The sequence below is a fragment of the Pseudomonas sp. MF08831 genome (assembly GCF_059862645.1).
The window spans coordinates 88093-108076 of the sequence record NZ_JCBCUX010000014.1 but is presented as its reverse complement, the minus strand read 5'-3'; the positions used below and the strand labels follow the sequence as shown (position 1 = coordinate 108076).

Annotated in this window: 18 protein-coding genes; 15 read left to right on the top strand and 3 right to left on the bottom strand. The window is 58.9% G+C overall.

Annotated features, from left to right (window positions below; all coding sequences use genetic code 11):
* Positions 1 to 8: 8 nt before the first annotated feature.
* The 3 genes from dapC to map all read right to left on the bottom strand — a co-directional run bounded on the left by dapC (position 9) and on the right by map (position 4936).
* Positions 9 to 1208 carry a succinyldiaminopimelate transaminase gene (dapC, locus tag AC19YS_RS24800; protein WP_500602826.1) on the bottom strand — a complete coding sequence of 400 codons (1200 nt, stop codon included), beginning with the start codon at positions 1206 to 1208 and terminating at the stop codon, positions 9 to 11.
* Between the two features lie 177 nt (positions 1209 to 1385).
* Positions 1386 to 4088 (bottom strand): [protein-PII] uridylyltransferase, encoded by a 2703-nt coding sequence (locus tag AC19YS_RS24795; RefSeq protein ID WP_106577171.1) that lies wholly within the window; start codon positions 4086 to 4088, stop codon positions 1386 to 1388.
* Between the two features lie 65 nt (positions 4089 to 4153).
* Positions 4154 to 4936 carry a type I methionyl aminopeptidase gene (map, locus tag AC19YS_RS24790; protein ID WP_106577170.1) on the bottom strand — a complete coding sequence of 261 codons (783 nt, stop codon included), beginning with the start codon at positions 4934 to 4936 and terminating at the stop codon, positions 4154 to 4156.
* 385 nt (positions 4937 to 5321) lie between these two features.
* Here map and rpsB point away from each other — a divergent pair, with 385 nt between their 5' ends.
* From rpsB to rnhB, 15 genes are all read left to right on the top strand, one after another.
* Complete coding sequence (gene rpsB, locus AC19YS_RS24785; RefSeq protein ID WP_003219330.1) at positions 5322 to 6059, top strand: 30S ribosomal protein S2; 738 nt, start codon at positions 5322 to 5324, stop codon at positions 6057 to 6059.
* Positions 6060 to 6250: 191 nt separating this feature from the next.
* The gene (tsf, locus tag AC19YS_RS24780; RefSeq protein ID WP_083359812.1) at positions 6251 to 7114 is read left to right on the top strand and encodes a translation elongation factor Ts; all 864 of its coding nucleotides are present in this window, start codon (positions 6251 to 6253) and stop codon (positions 7112 to 7114) included.
* Positions 7115 to 7326: 212 nt separating this feature from the next.
* On the top strand, positions 7327 to 8070 hold the full coding sequence (gene pyrH / locus AC19YS_RS24775) for a UMP kinase (protein WP_003172271.1): 744 nt from the start codon (positions 7327 to 7329) through the stop codon (positions 8068 to 8070).
* Positions 8067 to 8624: a ribosome recycling factor gene (gene frr, locus AC19YS_RS24770; RefSeq protein ID WP_500602825.1), complete on the top strand. Its 558-nt coding sequence runs from the start codon at positions 8067 to 8069 to the stop codon at positions 8622 to 8624. The genes pyrH and frr overlap by 4 nt, the downstream gene beginning before the upstream one ends.
* Before the next feature lie 17 nt (positions 8625 to 8641).
* Positions 8642 to 9397, top strand: a complete 756-nt coding sequence (gene uppS / locus AC19YS_RS24765) for a polyprenyl diphosphate synthase (RefSeq protein ID WP_017137143.1) — start codon at positions 8642 to 8644, stop codon at positions 9395 to 9397.
* On the top strand, positions 9398 to 10207 hold the full coding sequence (locus AC19YS_RS24760; RefSeq protein WP_169368374.1) for a phosphatidate cytidylyltransferase: 810 nt from the start codon (positions 9398 to 9400) through the stop codon (positions 10205 to 10207).
* Complete coding sequence (gene ispC / locus AC19YS_RS24755; RefSeq protein WP_200623530.1) at positions 10204 to 11394, top strand: 1-deoxy-D-xylulose-5-phosphate reductoisomerase; 1191 nt, start codon at positions 10204 to 10206, stop codon at positions 11392 to 11394. Before AC19YS_RS24760 ends, ispC begins: the two co-directional genes overlap by 4 nt.
* A gap of 53 nt (positions 11395 to 11447) precedes the next feature.
* A complete protein-coding gene (gene rseP / locus AC19YS_RS24750) occupies positions 11448 to 12800 on the top strand; it encodes a sigma E protease regulator RseP (RefSeq protein ID WP_119738754.1) in 1353 nt (450 codons plus the stop codon).
* 74 nt (positions 12801 to 12874) lie between these two features.
* Entirely contained in the window at positions 12875 to 15265 is a 2391-nt protein-coding gene (gene bamA / locus AC19YS_RS24745; RefSeq protein ID WP_200623531.1) for an outer membrane protein assembly factor BamA, read from the top strand.
* Between the two features lie 45 nt (positions 15266 to 15310).
* Positions 15311 to 15814: an OmpH/Skp family outer membrane protein gene (locus AC19YS_RS24740; RefSeq protein ID WP_003189173.1), complete on the top strand. Its 504-nt coding sequence runs from the start codon at positions 15311 to 15313 to the stop codon at positions 15812 to 15814.
* A 3-nt stretch (positions 15815 to 15817) separates the two neighbouring features.
* Positions 15818 to 16873 carry a UDP-3-O-(3-hydroxymyristoyl)glucosamine N-acyltransferase gene (gene lpxD, locus AC19YS_RS24735; protein ID WP_200623533.1) on the top strand — a complete coding sequence of 352 codons (1056 nt, stop codon included), beginning with the start codon at positions 15818 to 15820 and terminating at the stop codon, positions 16871 to 16873.
* A gap of 111 nt (positions 16874 to 16984) precedes the next feature.
* A complete protein-coding gene (fabZ, locus tag AC19YS_RS24730; RefSeq protein ID WP_016976866.1) occupies positions 16985 to 17425 on the top strand; it encodes a 3-hydroxyacyl-ACP dehydratase FabZ in 441 nt (146 codons plus the stop codon).
* Positions 17422 to 18198 (top strand): acyl-ACP--UDP-N-acetylglucosamine O-acyltransferase, encoded by a 777-nt coding sequence (gene lpxA / locus AC19YS_RS24725; protein WP_106577163.1) that lies wholly within the window; start codon positions 17422 to 17424, stop codon positions 18196 to 18198. Before fabZ ends, lpxA begins: the two co-directional genes overlap by 4 nt.
* 2 nt (positions 18199 to 18200) lie before the next feature.
* Positions 18201 to 19340, top strand: coding sequence for a lipid-A-disaccharide synthase (lpxB, locus tag AC19YS_RS24720; protein WP_500602824.1), 1140 nt, complete (start codon positions 18201 to 18203; stop codon positions 19338 to 19340).
* Complete coding sequence (gene rnhB / locus AC19YS_RS24715) at positions 19337 to 19969, top strand: ribonuclease HII (RefSeq protein ID WP_169368380.1); 633 nt, start codon at positions 19337 to 19339, stop codon at positions 19967 to 19969. The genes lpxB and rnhB overlap by 4 nt, the downstream gene beginning before the upstream one ends.
* Positions 19970 to 19984: the final 15 nt, after the last annotated feature.

Sequence of the window (19984 nt, the reverse complement as noted above, 5' to 3'; positions counted from 1 at the left end):
CAGGAGCGTCAGCGGCGGCGCTGAATGAAGTCGCGAATGCGCTCCGCCGCTTCAACACACTCCGCCAACGGTGCAACCAGCGCCATGCGCACGCGCCCGGCGCCTGGGTTGACGCCGTCCACGTCCCGGGACAGGTACGAACCTGGCACCACGGTCACGTGTTCTTCCACGAACAAGTCACGGCAGAACGCAGCGTCGTCGCCATTCACGTTCGGCCACAGGTAAAACCCGCCGTCCGGGCTTTGTACGTCCAGCACCGGCTTGAGAATGGCCAGCACGGCGTCAAACTTCTCGCGGTACAGGTCACGGTTGGCCAGCACGTGGGCTTCATCCTGCCAGGCCGCGATGCTCGCCCGTTGGGTTTGCACCGGCATCGCGCAGCCATGGTAGGTGCGGTACAGCAGGAAGGCCTTGAGGATGTCGGCATCGCCGGCCACAAAGCCCGAGCGCAGGCCCGGCAGGTTGGAGCGCTTGGACAGGCTGTGAAAGACCACGCAGCGTTTGAAGTCCTGACGGCCGAGCTCGACGCAGGCGCTGAGCAGGCCGGGCGGCGGGGTTTGTTCGTCGAAGTACAACTCGCTGTAGCACTCGTCGGCGGCGATGACGAAGTCGTACTCGTCGGCCAGGGCGATAAGCTTTTTCAGGGTGTCGACCGGAATCAGCGCTCCGGTGGGGTTGCCCGGCGAGCACAGGAACAGGATCTGGCAGCGTTTCCAGATGTCCGGCGACACGGCGTCAAAGTCCGGGTTGAAACCGTTGGCGTCCAGGCACGGCAAGTAATGCGGCTTAGCGCCGGCCAGGAACGCGGCGCCTTCGTAGATCTGGTAGAACGGGTTCGGGCTTACTACCAATGCGTCGTCAGCGCGGTTGACCACGGTCTGGGTGAAGGCAAACAGCGCTTCACGGGTGCCGTTGACCGGCAGGATATTGCGCGCCGGGTCCAGCCAACCCTTGGGCACGTTGAAACGGCGTTCGCACCAGGCGCCGATGGCCTCGCGCAATGCCGGGATGCCCAGCGTCGTGGGGTACACGGCCATTTGGTCGAGGTTGTCAGCCAGCGCCTTGGCAACGAATTCCGGCGATGTGTGCTTGGGCTCACCGATGGACAGCGCAATCGGGCGTTTGTCCGGGTTCGGCGTGACGCTGCCGAGCAGGGCGCGCAGTTTCTCGAACGGGTAGGGCTGCAGCTGGTTCAGGGCGTTGTTCATCGCAAGTCTCATTCAATTCGGTTGTAAGCGTGCGTTCTGCCGGGCAAAGCCATTCAAATGTGGGAGCGGGCTTGCTCGCGAATGCGGTGCATCAGTCAATCCATGTGTACCTGACCCACTGAATTCGCGAGCAAGCCCGTTCCCACACCAGTGCGCCCACACAGTGATAACAGGTGTTCAAATAGTCAGGCGCGTCAGCTCGACACCGGGCTCCTGGGTCACGCTCAGTTGCTGCACGATCGCAGCCTGCAAGCGTCGGCACAGTTCAGGGTCGGACAGCGGCTGGTTGTCGGCGTCGGTAATGAAGAACACGTCCTCCACGCGCTCGCCGAGGGTCGCAATCTTGGCGTTCTGCAACGACAGGTCGAACTCCAGGAAAATCCCGCCGATGCGCGCCAGCAAGCCGGGGCGATCCGGCGCGCTGAGTTCCAGCACGGTCACCGGGCGCTGGGCGTCGTTGGAAATGGTCACCTGAGGCGCAAAGGCAAAGTGCTTGAGCTGACGCGGTACCCGACGCTGGATGATCGTCGGGTAATCGTCCGGGTTACGCAGTGCTTCGGTCAGGCCTTCGCGGATCTTTTTCACGCGCACCGGGTTATCGCCGATGGAGTCGCCGTCGGTGTCGAGCACGATGTAGGTGTCGAGGGTGAACTGGCTGCTCGAGGTGATGACCCGCGCGTCATGGATGTTCAGGTTCAACTGGTCCATGGCCGCCACGGTCACGGCGAAGAAGTCGTGCTGGTCGGGCGCATAGATGAAGATCTGCGTGCCGCCTTCGAATTCGCGCTGGGTGGTTTCTTTGATCAGTACCAGCGGGCCACCATCGGCGGGCTGCTGCAGGATCGCGTCACTGTGCCAGGCCACGTCGCCGGCGGTGTGGCGCAAGAAGTAATCGTCACCCAGTTGCGACCACAGCTGTTCGACGTCGTCCGGGTCATTGCCGCCGCGCACCAGGATATCCAGGGCCGCGCTTTGGGTGCGGCGGATCTGCTCTTCGCGGTCTACCGGGTTTTCCAGGCCGCGGCGCAGCGCGCGTTTGGTCTCGGTGTAGAGCTGGCGCAGCAGGCTGGCACGCCAGGAGTTCCACAATGTCGGGTTGGTGGCATTGATGTCGGAGACGGTCAGCACGTAGAGATAGTCGAGACGGGTTTCATCACCGACGATGCCGGCGAAGTCGTGGATTACCTGCGGGTCGGACAAATCCTTGCGCTGGGCGGTGGTCGACATCACCAGGTGGTTCTGTACCAGCCAGACGATCAGGCGGCTGTCCCACAGCGGCAGTTGATGGCGCTGGCAGAACGCCTCGGCATCGACTGCGCCGATCTCCGAGTGGTCGCCATGCCGGCCCTTGCCGATGTCGTGGTACAGGCCGGCCAGGTAGATCAGTTCCGGCTTGGGCAGCTTAGCCATGAGCTTGCTGGCCAGCGGGAATTTCTCTGACACCTGGGTGTACTGCAACTTACGCAGGTGTTTGATCAGGTTCAGGGTATGGGCGTCTACGGTGTAGATGTGGAACAGGTCGTGCTGCATCTGCCCGACGATAAAGCCGAACTCCGGCAGGTAACGCCCGAGGATGCCGTACCGGTTCATGCGCCGCAGGTTGCGGTGGATGCCGATTTTGCACTTGAACAGCTCGATAAACAGGCTGGTGTTGCGGATGTCATTGCGAAAGTCATCATCGATCAGATGACGGTTTTCCCGCAGTAAGCGGATGGTGTCGGCGCGCACGCCTTTGATTTCCGGCTGCTGGGCCATCAGCACGAAGATTTCCAGCATGGCGAACGGGGTGCGGCGGAACACGTTGTCGTTGCGCGCCTCGATGTAGCCGTCGTGCAGTTGGAAGCGCGAGTTGATCGGCTGCGGCGGTGCTTCGTCTTCGGGCGCCAGGATCACTTCTTCGAAGTGCTGGATGATCAGGTCGCTGAGCTGGGCGATGCTCATGACCACCCGGTAGTACTGCTGCATGAAGCTTTCGATGCTGGTCTTCGCGTCCTCGCCCTCGAACCCCAGGAGGGTGGCGATGGAGCGCTGGTGGTCGAACAGCAGGCGGTCTTCGGAGCGGCCGGCGAGCATGTGCAGGGCGTAGCGCACTTTCCACAGGAACTCCTGGGACGAGGCCAGCAGGGCGTTTTCGCTCTCGACCAGAAAGCCTTCGCCGGCCAGGGCGCGCAGGTTCAGGGTGCCGTATTGGCGACGCGCGACCCACAAAATGGTCTGGATATCGCGCAGTCCGCCCGGTGAGCCTTTGACGTTGGGTTCCAGGTTGTATTCGGTGTCGTTGTACTTGTGGTGCCGGGCCTTCTGCTCGGCGCGCTTGGCCAGGAAGAATTCCTTGCTCGGCCACATATGCGCGGTGCTGGTGACTTCCAGCATGCGCTTGCGCAGGCGCTCGGGGCCGGCAATGGTGCGGCTTTCCATCAAGTTGGTAATGACGGTGAGGTCGGCGCGCGCCTCTTCGGCGCATTCGTCTACAGAACGAACGCTCTGGCCGACTTCCAGGCCGATGTCCCACAACAGTGTCAGAAAGCGCTCGATGGAATCGCGAAAGATCTCATGATCGGCGCTGTCCAGCAGGATCAGCAGGTCGATGTCGGAGTAGGGATGCAGCTCACCGCGACCGTAGCCGCCGACGGCCACCAGGGCGATATCGGCGTCTTCACTCCAGTTGAACTGTTCCCAGGCCTTTTGCAGGATGTTGTCGACGAACCAGGCGCGGTCCTCGATCAGTCGACGAATGTCCCGGCCACTGCGAAAGCGCGCATCCAGCACTTCGCGGGCCTGGCGAATAGCCTTCTTGAAGGCGAAGATGGGGCTTGCCTTCAAGGCCAGTTCAGCCTGGAACTGGCCACGGTCGAAGAGTTCGGGATCCACCTGGGGCATCGATCGGCTTTCCTTTCTATCTATCAGTCAGTCACAACACCGTTGGGGGAAAACCAAAGCAACCTTTACGCCGAAACGCGTGGAATCGTGTCGTCTGCGCGCAAGGTGAAGATCTCGTAGCCGGTTTCGGTGACCAGCAGGGTATGTTCCCACTGTGCCGAGAGCTTGCGGTCCTTGGTGATGGCGGTCCAGCCGTCGCCCAGCACCTTGGTGTCGGCCTTGCCCTGGTTGATCATCGGCTCGATGGTGAAGGTCATGCCCGCCTTGAGTTCCATGCCGGTGCCGGCGCGACCGTAATGCAGGATCTGCGGTTCTTCGTGGAATACTTTGCCGATGCCATGGCCACAGAATTCGCGGACCACCGAGAAGCCGTTCTTTTCAGCGTGCTTCTGGATCACTTCACCGATATCGCCCAGGCGGCAGCCGGGTTTAACGATTTCGATGGCCTTGTACATGCATTCCTGGGTGACCTGCGACAGGCGCTCGGCCCAGACCGGCACGGTGCCGACGTGGAACATGCGGCTGGTGTCGCCGTGGTAGCCGTCTTTGATCACGGTCACGTCGATGTTCAGGGTGTCGCCGTCTTTCAACGGCTTGTCGCCTGGAATGCCATGGCAGACCACGTGGTTGATCGAGGTGCAGATGGACTTGGGGAAGCCCTTGTAGTTCAGCGGCGCAGGGATGGCTTTTTGCACGTTGACAATATAGTCGTGGCAGATACGGTCCAGGGCTTCGGTGGTTACGCCTGGCTTGACGTGCTCGGCAATCATTTCCAGCACGTCGGCAGCCAGTTTGCCGGCAACGCGCATGCCTGCGATGTCTTCGGCGGTTTTCAAGGTAACGGTCATACAGGCTCTCTCTAGCGCGACGCGCTGAAATCAATACGGTTTACGGGCGTGCGACAAAAGGTTGCAGAATTCGCACAAGCCCCAAAAAACGCGATTCTACCAGACGCGGGCGGCAAACCATGAGCGTCTGACGATCGCTTCTCTCTATAAGGTAGGGGCATGTTGGCTCTATTCAAAGGCTTACGCAAAAGCCGATCACGGCAAATGTGATTGCGGGTTTCGTTTTTGTCCTTCGTGTGGTATAAAATGCGCCGCTTTCCGGGGATACCCCGCAAAGCTTAAATCCACACACGTGTCGACACGATGACCTGGGTGCCGGAGGCGAATGCCGCTGGTTGGTCATTGGGATACGTGGAGGCCAAACCCGACTTATTAAGGAACTATCATGTCCCAAGTCAACATGCGCGATATGCTGAAGGCCGGTGTGCACTTCGGTCACCAGACCCGTTACTGGAACCCGAAAATGGGTAAATACATTTTCGGCGCGCGTAACAAGATCCACATTATCAACCTTGAAAAAACCCTGCCAATGTTCAACGAAGCGCTGACTTTCGTAGAGCGTCTGGCCCAGGGCAAAAACAAGATTCTGTTCGTCGGCACCAAGCGTTCCGCTGGCAAGATCGTTGCTGAAGAAGCAGCACGTTGCGGTTCGCCGTACGTCGATCACCGCTGGTTGGGCGGCATGCTGACCAACTTCAAAACCATCCGTGCTTCCATCAAGCGTCTGCGTGACCTTGAAGTGCAAGCCGAAGACGGTACTTTCGCCAAGCTGACCAAGAAAGAGGCGCTGATGCGCACTCGCGACCTGGAAAAGCTCGATCGTTCCCTGGGTGGTATCAAGGACATGGGCGGTCTGCCTGACGCACTGTTCGTTATCGACGTTGATCACGAGCGCATTGCGATCACCGAAGCCAACAAGCTGGGCATCCCTGTTATCGGCGTAGTCGATACCAACAGCAGCCCGGAAGGCGTTGACTACATCATCCCAGGCAACGATGACGCAATCCGCGCTATCCAGCTGTACATGGGTTCGATGGCTGACGCTGTAATCCGTGGTCGCAACCACGTTGCTGGTGGTACCGAGCAGTTCGTTGAAGAAGCTCCGGTAGCTGCCGCTGAGTAACTGACGCCCTGGCGTTGACTCAGTAAGCAAAAAGGGGGCTTGGCCCCCTTTTTGCCACCTCGAAAACCATTTGTCGGCAGCGCAGCTACATCTTCTGTAACGTGCAGCGGCCTACAAGGGTGATTCGGGAAGAATTGATCGCCCGTTTGATCGGGTGGAATGGTTGAAAACCTATCCAAGAGGATTTTGAAATGGCAGAGATTACTGCAGCGTTGGTTAAAGAACTGCGTGAGCGCACCGGCGAAGGCATGATGGATTGCAAAAAGGCCTTGACCAAGGCCGGCGGCGACATCGAAAAAGCCATTGATGACATGCGTGCTTCCGGCGCCATCAAGGCTGCCAAGAAAGCAGGCAACGTAGCTGCTGAAGGCGCTATCGCTCTGAAAGAAGACGGTAAGTCCGCTGTTCTGCTGGAAGTGAACTCGCAGACCGACTTCCTGGCTCTGCAAGACGACTTCAAGGCATTTGTTGCTGCTAGCGTTGAAAAAGCGTTCGCCGACAAACTGACCACTGTTGAGCCGTTGATCGAAGCTCAAGAAGCTGCTCGTCTGGTACTGGTCGGCAAGGTTGGCGAAAACGTCAACATCCGTCGTCTGGCGCGCATCGAAGGTGATGTGGTTGGCGGTTACCTGCACGGTAACAAAATCGGCGTTGTGGTTGCCCTTAAAGGCGGCGACGTTGAGCTGGCCAAAGACATCGCTATGCACGTAGCGGCCAGCAACCCAGAGTTCCTGCTGCCATCGGAAGTGTCTGCTGACGCAATCGAGCGCGAAAAAGCTGTGTTCCTGAGCCTGAACGCTGACAAGATCGCCGGCAAGCCAGAAAACATCGTTGAAAACATGATCAAAGGCCGTATCAGCAAGTTCCTGGCTGAAGCGAGCCTGGTTGAGCAGGCGTTCGTCAAGAACCCTGAAATCAAGGTTGGCGAACTGGCCAAGAAAGCCGGTGCTGAAATCGTTTCCTTCACTTACTACAAAGTAGGCGAAGGCATCGAGAAGCCGGTCGACAACTTCGCTGAAGAAGTTGCTGCCCAGCTGGCTGCCGCCAAGCAATAAGACGGTTTTCAACTGTCGCCCGAAAGAGGCTGCCCGCTCACGCGCGCAGCCTCTTTTCAAATGGGAAGGCCAATTTTTATTTGGTTTCCTCTCGGAACTGGCTTACAAAGCCGTGTTCCGATGGCGCTGAGACAGCGCCCAGCTAGAGTGAACGCAAGCCGTAAACGGCTCGCCAAGAATTTTTAAAAAATACGCCGCAGGAGAGATTCGCAATGGCTCAGCAGGGCAGTGGTTATCAGGCTCGCTATAAACGCATTCTACTCAAGCTTAGCGGCGAGGCCCTGATGGGCTCGGAAGAGTTCGGGATCGATCCCAAGGTGCTCGACCGCATGGCGCTGGAAGTCGGCCAATTGGTCGGTATCGGTGTTCAGGTCGGCCTGGTGATTGGCGGTGGTAACCTGTTCCGTGGTGCGGCGCTGAGTGCGGCCGGCATGGACCGGGTAACTGGCGACCACATGGGCATGCTGGCCACTGTGATGAACGCCCTGGCAATGCGTGACGCCCTGGAGCGTGCCAATATCTCGGCGATCGTGATGTCGGCTATTTCCATGGTTGGCGTGACCGATCACTATGATCGTCGCAAAGCCATGCGTCACCTGAACGCCAAAGAAGTAGTGATCTTTGCTGCCGGTACCGGCAACCCGTTCTTCACCACGGATTCGGCTGCCTGCCTGCGCGCCATCGAAATCGATGCCGACGTCGTGCTCAAGGCCACCAAGGTGGACGGTGTCTACACCGCAGACCCATTCAAGGACCCGCATGCCGAGAAGTTCGATCATCTGACCTACGATGAAGTACTGGATCGCAAGCTGGGCGTGATGGACCTGACGGCTATTTGCCTGTGCCGTGACCACAAGATGCCACTGCGCGTATTTAACATGAACAAGCCCGGCGCCCTGCTGAACATCGTACACGGCGGCGCGGAAGGGACTCTGATCGAGGAAGGCCAACAATGATCAACGAAATTAAGAAAGACGCTCAAGAGCGTATGCACAAATCCCTGGAGTCTCTGGCCCATGCTTTTGGCCAGATTCGTACCGGTAAGGCACACCCAAGCATCCTGGGCAGCGTGATGGTGCCGTACTACGGCACTGACACCTCCATTACCCAGGTCGCCAACATCACTGTAAAAGACTCGCGCACCCTGCAAGTCGTGGCCTTCGAGCGCAACATGCTCGCAGCCGTCGACAAAGCCATCCAGAGCGCCGGCCTGAACCTCAACCCGACCAACCTGGGCGAGTTGTTGCTGATCTCCATGCCTGCCCTGAATGAAGAGACCCGCAAGGGCTTCACCAAGCAGGCGCGCAGCGCTGCTGAAGATGCACGTGTTGCCGTGCGCAACATTCGTCGTGATGCGTTGGGCGACCTCAAGAAACTGGTCAAGGACAAAGAAATCAGCGAGGACGAAGAGCGTCGCGCCGTTGCTGAAATCGACAAACTGACCAAAGACGCCGAGGCCCAGATCACCAAGGCCACGGAAGAGAAAGAAAAGGACCTGATGGCCGTATAAGGGGTCAGGACGCCTTCATGGAAAAGACCAAGCAGACTGTGCCCTCCGTGGTGCCGCGCCATGTCGCGATCATCATGGATGGGAATAATCGCTGGGCGAAAAAACGCTTTATGCCGGGTGTCGCCGGGCATAAGGCGGGTGTCGATGCGGTGCGCGCTGTTATTGAAGTGTGTGCCGAGGCCAAGGTCGAGGTGTTGACTCTGTTTGCCTTCTCCAGCGAGAACTGGCAACGGCCCGCCGAAGAAGTCAGCGCCTTGATGGACCTGTTCTTCAAGGCGTTGCGTCGTGAGGCCAAGCGCCTCAACGACAACAACATCAGCCTGCGCATCATTGGTGATCGCTCGCGGTTCCATCCGGAACTGCAAGCGGCCATGCGCGAAGCCGAGGCTATCACCGCCGGCTCCAACCGTTTTGTGCTGCAGATTGCAGCCAACTACGGTGGCCAGTGGGATATCGCCCAGGCTGCACAGCGGCTTGCCCGCGAAGTGCAGGCCGGGCATCTGCGGCCCGACGACATTACGCCCGAATTGTTGCAAACCTGCCTGGTAACCGGTGATCTGCCGTTGCCGGACTTGTGCATCCGTACCGGTGGTGAGCACCGCATCAGCAATTTCCTGCTGTGGCAGCTGGCCTACACCGAGCTGTACTTCTCCGACCTGTTCTGGCCGGACTTCAAACACGATGCCATGCGCAATGCGCTGGCCGATTTCGCTTCCCGTCAGCGTCGCTTCGGTAAAACGAGCGAGCAGATCGAAGCTGGAGCCCGGGTTTAAATGCTTAAACAACGAATCATCACAGCACTGATCCTGCTGCCGATTGCCTTGTGTGGTTTTTTTCTGCTCGACGGTTCCGGCTTTGCGCTGTTTATCGGCCTGGTCGTTACCCTGGGTGCTTGGGAGTGGGCACGCCTGGCCGGTTTCAACGAGCAGTTGCCTCGCGTGGTTTACGCCGCTGTGGTGGCGCTGTTGCTGTTTCTCATGCATACGCTTTCGAGCATTGTCGTGCCTTGGGTGTTGGGGGCAGCGGTGCTGTGGTGGGCGCTCGCGACCTTCCTGGTGCTGACCTACCCGCGCACCAGCGGCCAATGGTCCAGCGTGGCCAGCAAGTTGGTGATTGGTCTTCTGATTTTGCTGCCGGCCTGGCAAGGGCTGGTTGAAATCAAGAATTCGCCGATGGGCAACTGGCTGATCATGGCGGTGATGGTCCTGGTGTGGGGTGCTGACATTGGTGCCTACTTCTCCGGCCGGGCGTTCGGCAAGCGCAAGTTGGCGCCCGCCGTCAGCCCGGGCAAGAGCTGGGAAGGTGTTTACGGTGGCTTGGCATTGACGTTGGTGATCACGCTGGTTGTCGGCGTGGTGCGCGACTGGTCGGTCAAGGAAATTCTTCTGGCTTTGCTGGGCACTGCCGTTGTGGTGTTCATCTCCGTGGTGGGTGACCTCACCGAAAGCATGTTCAAGCGCCAGGCCGGAATCAAGGACAGCAGCAACCTGCTGCCGGGTCATGGCGGCGTGCTGGATCGAATCGACAGCCTTACCGCTGCCATTCCCATCTTCGCCGTGCTGTTGTGGATGGCGGCTTCGTGAGCCGCCTGCAACAGGTGACCGTGCTGGGCGCGACCGGCTCGGTCGGGCTCAGTACGCTGGATGTGATCGCTCGCCATCCAGATCGTTATCAGGTATTTGCGCTAACCGGCTTCTCTCGCTTGAATGAGTTGCTGGCCTTGTGCGTGCGTCATACGCCTAGATTCGCCGTTGTGCCAGAGGTGTCGGTAGCGCGCGGCTTGCAGGACCAATTGAGGTCTGCAGGCCTTGCGACCCACGTATTGGTGGGCGAGGAGGGCTTGTGCCAGGTCTCGGCTGATGCCGAAGTCGACACTGTGGTGGCCGCCATTGTTGGCGCGGCAGGGTTGCGCCCGACACTGGCCGCGGTCGATGCCGGCAAAAAGATCCTGCTGGCCAATAAAGAGGCGCTGGTGATGTCCGGCACGCTCTTTATGCAGGCTGTGCGCAAGAGTGGCGCCGTGCTGCTGCCTCTGGACAGCGAACACAATGCGATCTTCCAGTGCATGCCCGGTGATTTTGCCCGAGGCCTGAGCCAGGTTGGCGTGCGGCGGATTCTCCTGACGGCTTCCGGTGGCCCTTTCCGACAAACTCCGCTGGCTGATCTTGAGCATGTCTCGCCTGATCAGGCGTGTGCACACCCAAACTGGTCGATGGGGCGAAAAATCTCCGTGGATTCGGCGAGCATGATGAACAAAGGCCTTGAGTTGATCGAGGCGTGCTGGTTGTTCGATGCGCGGCCTGATCAGGTCGAGGTGGTGATTCACCCGCAGAGTGTGATTCATTCTTTGGTCGACTATGTCGATGGTTCGGTTCTGGCCCAGTTGGGCAACCCCGATATGCGTACGCCAATTGCCAATGCACTGGCCTGGCCGGAGCGGATTGATTCCGGCGTTGCGCCGTTGGACCTGTTTGCCATTGCCCGCCTGGACTTCGAAGCGCCCGACGAGCAGCGCTTCCCGTGCCTGCGTCTGGCCCGGCAAGCGGCAGAGGCGGGCAACAGTGCGCCGGCCGTGCTCAATGCGGCCAACGAGGTGGCGGTGGCGGCGTTTCTTGAGGGGCGTATTCGCTTTCCGCAGATCGCGAGTATCATCGAGGACGTTTTGAGTCTTGAGCCCGTTGTGGCAGTGGATGATTTGGGTGCAGTGTTCGAGGCCGATACAAAGGCCCGGGCCCTGGCCCAGCAGTGGTTGAACCGCAACGCGCGTTAGTCTGTGGGCAGGTTTGAGTCTTCAGGCACTGGATTGGAATGCGGAGAAATTAGATGAGTGCGCTCTACATGATTGTCGGCACCCTGGTTGCTCTGGGTGTGCTGGTAACCTTTCACGAATTCGGCCACTTTTGGGTCGCGCGTCGTTGCGGCGTCAAGGTGCTGCGCTTTTCCGTCGGTTTCGGCATGCCGCTGTTGCGTTGGCACGACCGTCGGGGCACTGAATTCGTGATTGCGGCCATTCCGCTGGGCGGCTACGTCAAGATGCTCGACGAGCGTGAAGGCGAGGTACCTGTCGATCAGTTGGACCAATCCTTCAACCGTAAGACCGTTCGTCAGCGTATCGCCATTGTCGCAGCCGGCCCGATCGCCAATTTCCTCTTGGCAATCGTGTTCTTCTGGGTCCTGGCCATGATGGGCAGCCAGCAGGTGCGCCCGGTCATCGGCGCAGTTGAAGCAGACAGCATGGCGGCCAAGGCCGGGCTGATCGCTGGGCAGGAAATTGTTTCCATTGATGGCGAGCCCACCACCGGCTGGGGCGCTGTCAATTTGCAGTTGGTTCGCCGCATGGGCGAGAGCGGCACTATTAATGTGGTGGTGCGCGAGCAGGATTCCACCGCCGAGACGCCGCGTGAATTGTCCCTGGACCATTGGCTCAAAGGCGCAGAAGAGCCTGATCCGATCAAGTCTCTGGGCATTCGTCCGTGGCGTCCGGCCCTGCCGCCGGTGCTCGCCGAGCTGGACCCGAAAGGCCCGGCGCAGGCCGCAGGTCTGAAAACCGGCGATCGCCTGTTGGCGCTGGATGGTCAGGCGCTGGGCGACTGGCAGCAAGTGGTGGATCTGGTGCGTGTACGGCCTGATACCAAAATTGTGCTGAAAGTTGAGCGCGATGGTGCTCAAATCGACGTCCCTGTGACCCTGGCTGTTCGCGGGGAAGCCAAGGCGGCCGGGGGTTACCTCGGTGCGGGGGTAAAAGGTGTCGAGTGGCCGCCATCGATGGTGCGCGAGGTGAGCTTCGGGCCTTTGGCGGCAATTGGCGAGGGTGCAAAACGCACTTGGACCATGAGTGTGCTGACGCTCGAATCGCTCAAGAAAATGTTGTTCGGCGAGCTCTCGGTAAAAAACTTGAGTGGACCGATAACCATTGCTAAAGTGGCGGGCGCTTCTGCCCAGTCGGGTGTCGCGGATTTCCTGAATTTCCTGGCTTATCTGAGTATTAGCCTTGGAGTTCTGAATTTGCTGCCCATTCCAGTATTGGATGGGGGGCATCTGTTGTTTTATCTGGTCGAGTGGGTGCGTGGTCGCCCCTTGTCGGATCGGGTGCAGGGTTGGGGGATACAGATCGGTATCAGTTTGGTGGTCGGAGTGATGTTGTTAGCTCTGGTCAACGATCTGGGACGACTGTAACGCTTCGCTGAATTGCGAATCTGCCGCATTTTGCGGCAGTTTGTTTATTGCCAGTTGGAATAAGAAAGGACTTCATGAAACGTCTGCTGCTAACTGCGGTTCTCACCGTATTGATGATCGCCGAAGTTCACGCCGAGTCCTTCACTATCTCCGATATTCGCGTCAACGGCCTCCAGCGGGTTTCCGCGGGAAGCGTCTTTGGTGCCTTGCCGTTGAACGTCGGGGAACAGGCGGATGATCGTCGCCTGGTGGAGTCCACTCGTGCGCTGTTCAAAACCGGGTTCTTTCAAGATATCCAACTGGGTCGCGAAGGCAACGTCCTGGTCATCACTGTCGTCGAGCGACCTTCTGTCGCCAGTATCGAGATCGAAGGTAACAAAGCGATCTCCACTGAAGACTTGATGAAGGGTCTCAAGCAATCCGGCCTTGCCGAGGGCGAGATCTTCCAGCGCGCCACCCTTGAAGGTGTGCGTAACGAATTGCAACGTCAGTACGTTGCCCAGGGCCGCTATTCCGCGACCGTGGAAACAGAAGTGATCCCGCAGCCTCGTAACCGTGTTGGCCTCAAGGTCAAGATCAACGAAGGCACGGTGGCGGCAATTCAGCACATCAACGTGGTGGGTAACACCAAGTTTGCTGATGACGACCTGATCGACCTGTTCGAACTCAAGACCACCAACTGGTTGTCGTTCTTCAAGAACGATGACAAGTACGCCCGTGAAAAACTGTCGGGTGACCTGGAACGTCTGCGCTCCTACTACCTGGACCGTGGCTATATCAACATGGATATCGCTTCGACCCAGGTGTCCATCACCCCGGACAAGAAGCACGTCTACATTACTGTCAACGTCAACGAAGGCGAGAAGTACACCGTTCGTGACGTGAAACTCAGCGGCGACCTGAAAGTACCTGAAGACCAGGTCAAGGCGCTGTTGCTGGTACAGAAAAACCAAGTGTTCTCGCGCAAGCTGATGACCACCACGTCCGAGCTGATTACCCGTCGTCTGGGTAACGAAGGCTATACCTTCGCCAACGTCAACGGCGTACCGACTCCGCACGATGATGACCACACTGTGGACATCACCTTCGTCGTTGACCCGGGCAAGCGCGCCTACGTGAACCGCATCAACTTCCGTGGCAACACCAAGTCTGCGGACGAAGTGCTGCGTCGTGAGATGCGTCAAATGGAAGGTGGCTGGGCGTCGACTTACCTGATCGACCAGTCCAAGACTCGTCTTGAGCGCCTGGGCTTCTTCAAAGAAGTCAACGTCGAAACCCCGGCCGTACCGGGCGTTGATGACCAGGTTGATGTGAACTACGCCGTTGAAGAACAAGCGTCGGGTTCGATCACCGCCAGCGTTGGTTTCGCACAGAGCGCCGGTCTGATCCTCGGCGGCTCGATCACTCAGAACAACTTCCTCGGTACCGGTAACAAGGTTTCCATCGGCCTGACCCGAAGCGAATACCAGAGCCGCTATAACTTCGGTTATGTCGACCCCTACTGGACTGCTGACGGTGTGAGCCTGGGCTACAACGCCTTCTACCGCACCACCGACTACAAAGACCTCGACGTTGACGTTGCAAGCTATGCGATCGACAGCCTCGGCGCCGGTGTCAACATCGGTTACCCGATCAGCGAGACGTCGCGTCTGACCTTCGGCCTGACCGCGCAACAAGACAAGATCAAGACCGGTGTGTACACCGTGGACGAAATCTTCGACTTCGTGCGTAAAGAGGGTGACCAGTTCCTGAACTTCAAGGCTTCGGCCGGTTGGTCGGAATCGACCCTGAACAAAGGCGTGCTGGCGACCCGTGGTCACTCCCAGAGCCTCACAGCAGAAGTGACTACGCCGGGCAGCGACCTGTCGTTCTTCAAGCTCGACTACCGTGGTCAGTTGTTCCAGCCGTTGAGCGATAACTACACCATGCGTCTGCACACTGAGCTGGGTTATGGCGACGGTTATGGTTCGACCAATGGCTTGCCGTTCTACGAGAACTACTATGCTGGTGGTTTCAACTCGGTGCGTGGCTTCAAGGACAGCACCCTGGGCCCTCGCGGTACGCCGAGCCGTGGCTTCGACAAAACCGGTAACCAGGGTACCCTGCTTGACTCGGACAACGATCCCCTGCCATTCGGTGGTAACGTTCTGATTCAAGGTGGTGCGGAGATTCTGTTCCCGCTGCCATTCGTCAAGGACCAGCGATCCCTGCGTACTTCGGTCTTCTGGGATGTGGGTAACGTGTTCGACTCCAAGTGCGAACAAGTTCAAAACCCTAAACCTGGTTCTGTGTCGAACACCCAGTGCAACGACGTGAGCCTCAGCAACCTGGCGAGCTCCGTGGGTGTGGGTGTGACATGGGTGACCGCGCTTGGCCCATTGAGCTTTGCTCTGGCCATGCCGATCAAGAAACCGGATAACGCTGAAACCCAGATTTTCCAATTCTCCCTCGGCCAGACGTTCTAAGCGTCTGACCCAAGATAACGACAACGGATTCTGTAGGAGTACATCGTGCGCAAGTTGACTCAATTGGTTCTGCTGGCCACCGTGCTGGTGACCACCCCGGCCTTCGCCGAAATGAAAATCGCCGTCCTGAACTATCAGATGGCTCTGCTGGAATCCGACGCGGCCAAGCGTTACGCAGTGGATGCCGAGAAAAAATTCGGTCCGCAACTGACCAAGCTGAAAACTCTGGAAAGCAGTGCCAAAGGCATCCAGGATCGTCTGGTAGCCGGTGGCGACAAGATGCAGCAAGGCGAGCGCGAGCGTCTGGAGCTTGAATTCAAGCAAAAGGCCCGTGACTACCAGTTCCAGTCCAAGGAGCTGAACGAAGCCAAAGCCGTTGCCGACCGTGAAATGCTCAAGCAGCTCAAGCCGAAACTCGACAGCGCTGTGGAAGAAGTCATCAAGAAAGGTGCCTTTGACCTGGTGTTCGAACGCGGCGCCGTGATCGACGTCAAGCCTCAATACGACATCACCCGCCAGGTGATCGAGCGCATGAACCAGCTGAAGTAAGCCATGACCGCGACTATCAAACTCGGCGAGTTGGCCGAGTTCCTGGGGGCCACCTTGCGCGGCTCCCCGGAGAAAGAAATCACTGGGCTAGCCACCTTGCAGGGGGCTGGCCCAGCTCAGTTGAGCTTCCTCGCAAGTCCCCAATACCGTAAATACCTGGTCGATAGTCAAGCCGCAGCCGTGTTGCTGAAGGCCGCTGATGCCGAAGGGTTTGCCGGGGATGCGCTGGTGGTGGCCGATCCTTACCTGGCTTATGCCCGGGCCTCGCACCTGTTCGATCCAAAGCCAAAGGCTGCTGGCGGTATTCATCCGTCTGCGGTCATTGCTGATGATGCCTGGGTTGACCCTGCGGCAAGCATTGGCGCGTTTGCCGTGATCGAGAGCGGCGCGCGCATTGCCGCCGGCGTCACAGTGGGTGCGCATTGCTTTATCGGCGCGCGCTGCGAGATCGGTGCCGATGGCTGGCTGGCTCCGCGTGTCACCCTGTACCACGACGTGCGTATCGGTGAACGTGTGGTCATTCAGTCGGGCGCCGTGATCGGGGGTGAAGGCTTCGGCTTTGCCCAATCCAAAGGCATCTGGCACAAGATTGCCCAGGTGGGCGGTGTGCTGATCGGCGACGACGTGGAAATCGGCGTCAATACCGCAGTGGACCGTGGCGCCTTGGCGGATACCGTCATCGGTAACGGTGTGAAGCTCGACAACCAGATCCAGATTGCCCACAACGTACAGATTGGCGATCACACCGCCATGGCCGCGTGCGTGGGGATTTCCGGCAGCACCAAGATCGGCAAGCATTGCATGCTCGCTGGTGGCGTCGGGTTGGTGGGGCACATCGAGATTTGCGACAACGTCTTCATTACCGGCATGACCATGGTAACGCACTCGATTACCGAGCCCGGTGCCTATTCTTCCGGTACCGCTATGCAGCCCGCGGCTGAATGGCGCAAGAGTGCAGCACGTTTGCGGCAGCTCGACGACATGGCTCGACGCCTCAAACAGCTGGAAAAGCGTGTTGGGGACGTGACCCCTGGCGGTAATGCTTCATCAGAAGGCTGATACCATTTCCATATCAAGTGTGCACAGCCGCTAGACTGCCTCCTTGATTTGCTAGCGGGGCGTGCGTTTTGTCCGCCCGCCCCCAATCTTTATTACAGGCTTCCCCCCGAAATGATGGACATCAACGAGATTCGCGAATACCTGCCTCACCGTTACCCGTTCCTGCTGGTGGACCGTGTAGTGGACCTCAACATCGAGGAAAAGCGCATTCGTGCCTACAAGAATGTCAGCATCAACGAACCGTTCTTCAATGGCCACTTCCCCGCGCATCCAATCATGCCGGGCGTATTGATCATCGAAGCGATGGCCCAGGCTGCCGGTATCCTTGGTTTCAAAATGCTCGACCTCAAGCCTGCCGATGGCACGCTGTATTATTTCGTGGGCTCCGACAAGCTGCGTTTTCGCAACCCGGTCACACCGGGTGACCAGTTGATCCTGGAAGCCAAGTTCATCAGCTGCAAGCGCCAGATCTGGAAGTTCGAATGCCAGGCTTCGGTGGACGGCAAGCCGGTGTGCTCTGCTGAGATCATCTGCGCGGAACGCAAACTATGAGTTTGATTGACCCTCGCGCAATCATCGATCCGTCGGCCGTTCTGGCCGCAGACGTTGAGGTCGGCCCATGGTCGATCGTCGGCGCAGGTGTTGAAATCGGCGAGGGGACTGTCATCGGGCCACACGTGATCCTTAAAGGTCCGACCCGCATTGGCAAACACAATCGTATCTACCAGTTTTCCTCGGTAGGCGAAGACACCCCGGACATGAAGTACAAGGGTGAGGAAACACGCCTGGTAATCGGTGATCACAACATCATCCGTGAAGGCGTGACGATTCACCGCGGTACTGTGCAGGATCGTGCCGAGACCACTCTGGGGGATCACAACCTGATCATGGCCTATGCCCACATCGGCCACGACAGCGTCATCGGCAACCATTGCATTCTGGTCAACAACACTGCGTTGGCGGGCCATGTGCATGTTGATGACTGGGCGATTCTGTCTGGCTTTACCCTGGTGCATCAGTATTGCCATATTGGCGCCCACAGCTTTTCCGGCATGGGCACTGCGATCGGCAAGGACGTTCCGGCCTTCGTCACGGTATTCGGCAACCCGGCTGAAGCGCGCAGCATGAACTTCGAAGGCATGCGCCGTCGCGGGTTCAGTGAAGATGCGATTCACGCCCTGCGCCGCGCCTATAAGGTGGTTTACCGTCAGGGTCTGACAGTTGACCAAGCCTTGACCGAACTGACCGAGCCGGCAGCGTTGTACCCGGAAGTCGCGGTGTTCCGTGACTCTATCCAGGCATCGACTCGCGGCATTACCCGCTGATCATGGCTAATCTGCGTATCGCGTTGGTGGCCGGAGAAGCTTCCGGCGATATTCTCGGCGCAGGCTTGATGCGGGCCCTCAAGGCCCAGCATCCCGCGGTGGAATTTATCGGTGTGGGCGGCCCGCTCATGCAGGCCGAAGGGCTGACGTCCTACTTTCCCATGGAGCGTCTTTCCGTCATGGGTCTGGTGGAAGTGCTGGGCCGTCTGCGCGAGCTGCTGGCTCGCCGCAAGCTGCTGATTCAGACCTTGATTGAAGAAAAGCCTGACGTCTTTATCGGAATCGATGCGCCGGACTTCACCCTCAATATCGAGCTCAAGTTGCGTCAGGCCGGGATTAAGACCGTGCACTACGTCAGCCCTTCGGTATGGGCGTGGCGGCAGAAGCGCGTGCTCAAGATCCGTGAAGGCTGCGATTTGATGCTGACACTGCTGCCGTTCGAAGCCAGGTTCTACGAAGAGAAGGGCGTGCCGGTGCGGTTTGTCGGGCACACCCTGGCCGATACCATTCCGTTGCAAGCTGATCGCGCGGCTGCGCGTGCCGAGCTGGGTCTGCCCGACGGCCCGCTGGTAGCGTTGATGCCGGGCAGTCGCGGCGGTGAAGTCGGTCGCCTGGGGGCGCTGTTTTTTGACGCCGCCGAACGTCTGCAGGTGTTGAAGCCCGGCATTCGTTTTGTGTTGCCATGTGCCAGCCCGCAACGTCGTGCACAAATTGAAACGCTGCTGGAAGGGCGCACGCTGCCGGTGACCTTGCTGGACGGTCAGTCGCACCTGGCCCTGGCGGCATGTGATGCGGTACTGATCGCCTCAGGCACAGCCACCCTGGAAGCGTTGTTGTACAAGCGTCCGATGGTCGTGGCCTATCGCCTCGCGCCGCTGACGTTCTGGATTCTCAAGCGCATGGTCAAAAGTCCTTACATCTCCTTGCCGAACCTGTTGGCCCAGCGTCTGCTGGTCCCGGAGTTGTTGCAGGACGATGCAACGCCCCAGGCTCTGGCGCAAACGCTACTACCCTTGATCGACGGCGGCGAAGAACAGACCCGCGGTTTCGACGACATCCACCGGACCTTGCGCCGTGATGCGTCGAACCAGGCTGCAGACGCCGTGCTGACCTTGATTGGCCACAAACAGGAAGCCCTATGACGACGCAAATGGGCCTGGACTTCAGCCTGGTCGCGCAAGTGCACGAGCTGGTCGCCGGGGTTGACGAAGTAGGGCGCGGCCCGCTGTGTGGCGCCGTCGTCACGGCGGCGGTGATTCTCGATCCGAACCGCCCGATCCTGGGCCTCAACGATTCGAAAAAACTCACCGAAGCGCGTCGCGAAAAGCTTTACGACGAGATCTGTGAAAAAGCTCTGAGCTGGCATATTGCCCGGGCTGAAGTCGAAGAAATCGACGAGCTGAACATCCTTCACGCGACCATGCTGGCCATGCAGCGCGCAGTGGAAGGCCTGCATATCACGCCCAAGATGGCGATGATCGACGGTAACCGTTGCCCGAAACTGGCGATGCCTGCCGAAGCGGTGGTCAAGGGTGACAGCAAGGTTCCGGCCATCGCTGCCGCCTCGATCCTGGCCAAAGTCAGCCGTGACCGTGAGATGGCCGCGTTTGAGTTGATCTACCCCGGCTACGGCATGGGTGGCCATAAAGGCTATCCGACGCCCGTTCATCTGGAAGCCCTCGCTCGCCTCGGCCCCACGCCGATCCATCGCCGCTCGTTCGCCCCGGTCCGCCAGGCTTACGAGCTGCGCGAGAGCCTCATCGAGGTTTAGTCGCGAGGCTGATGT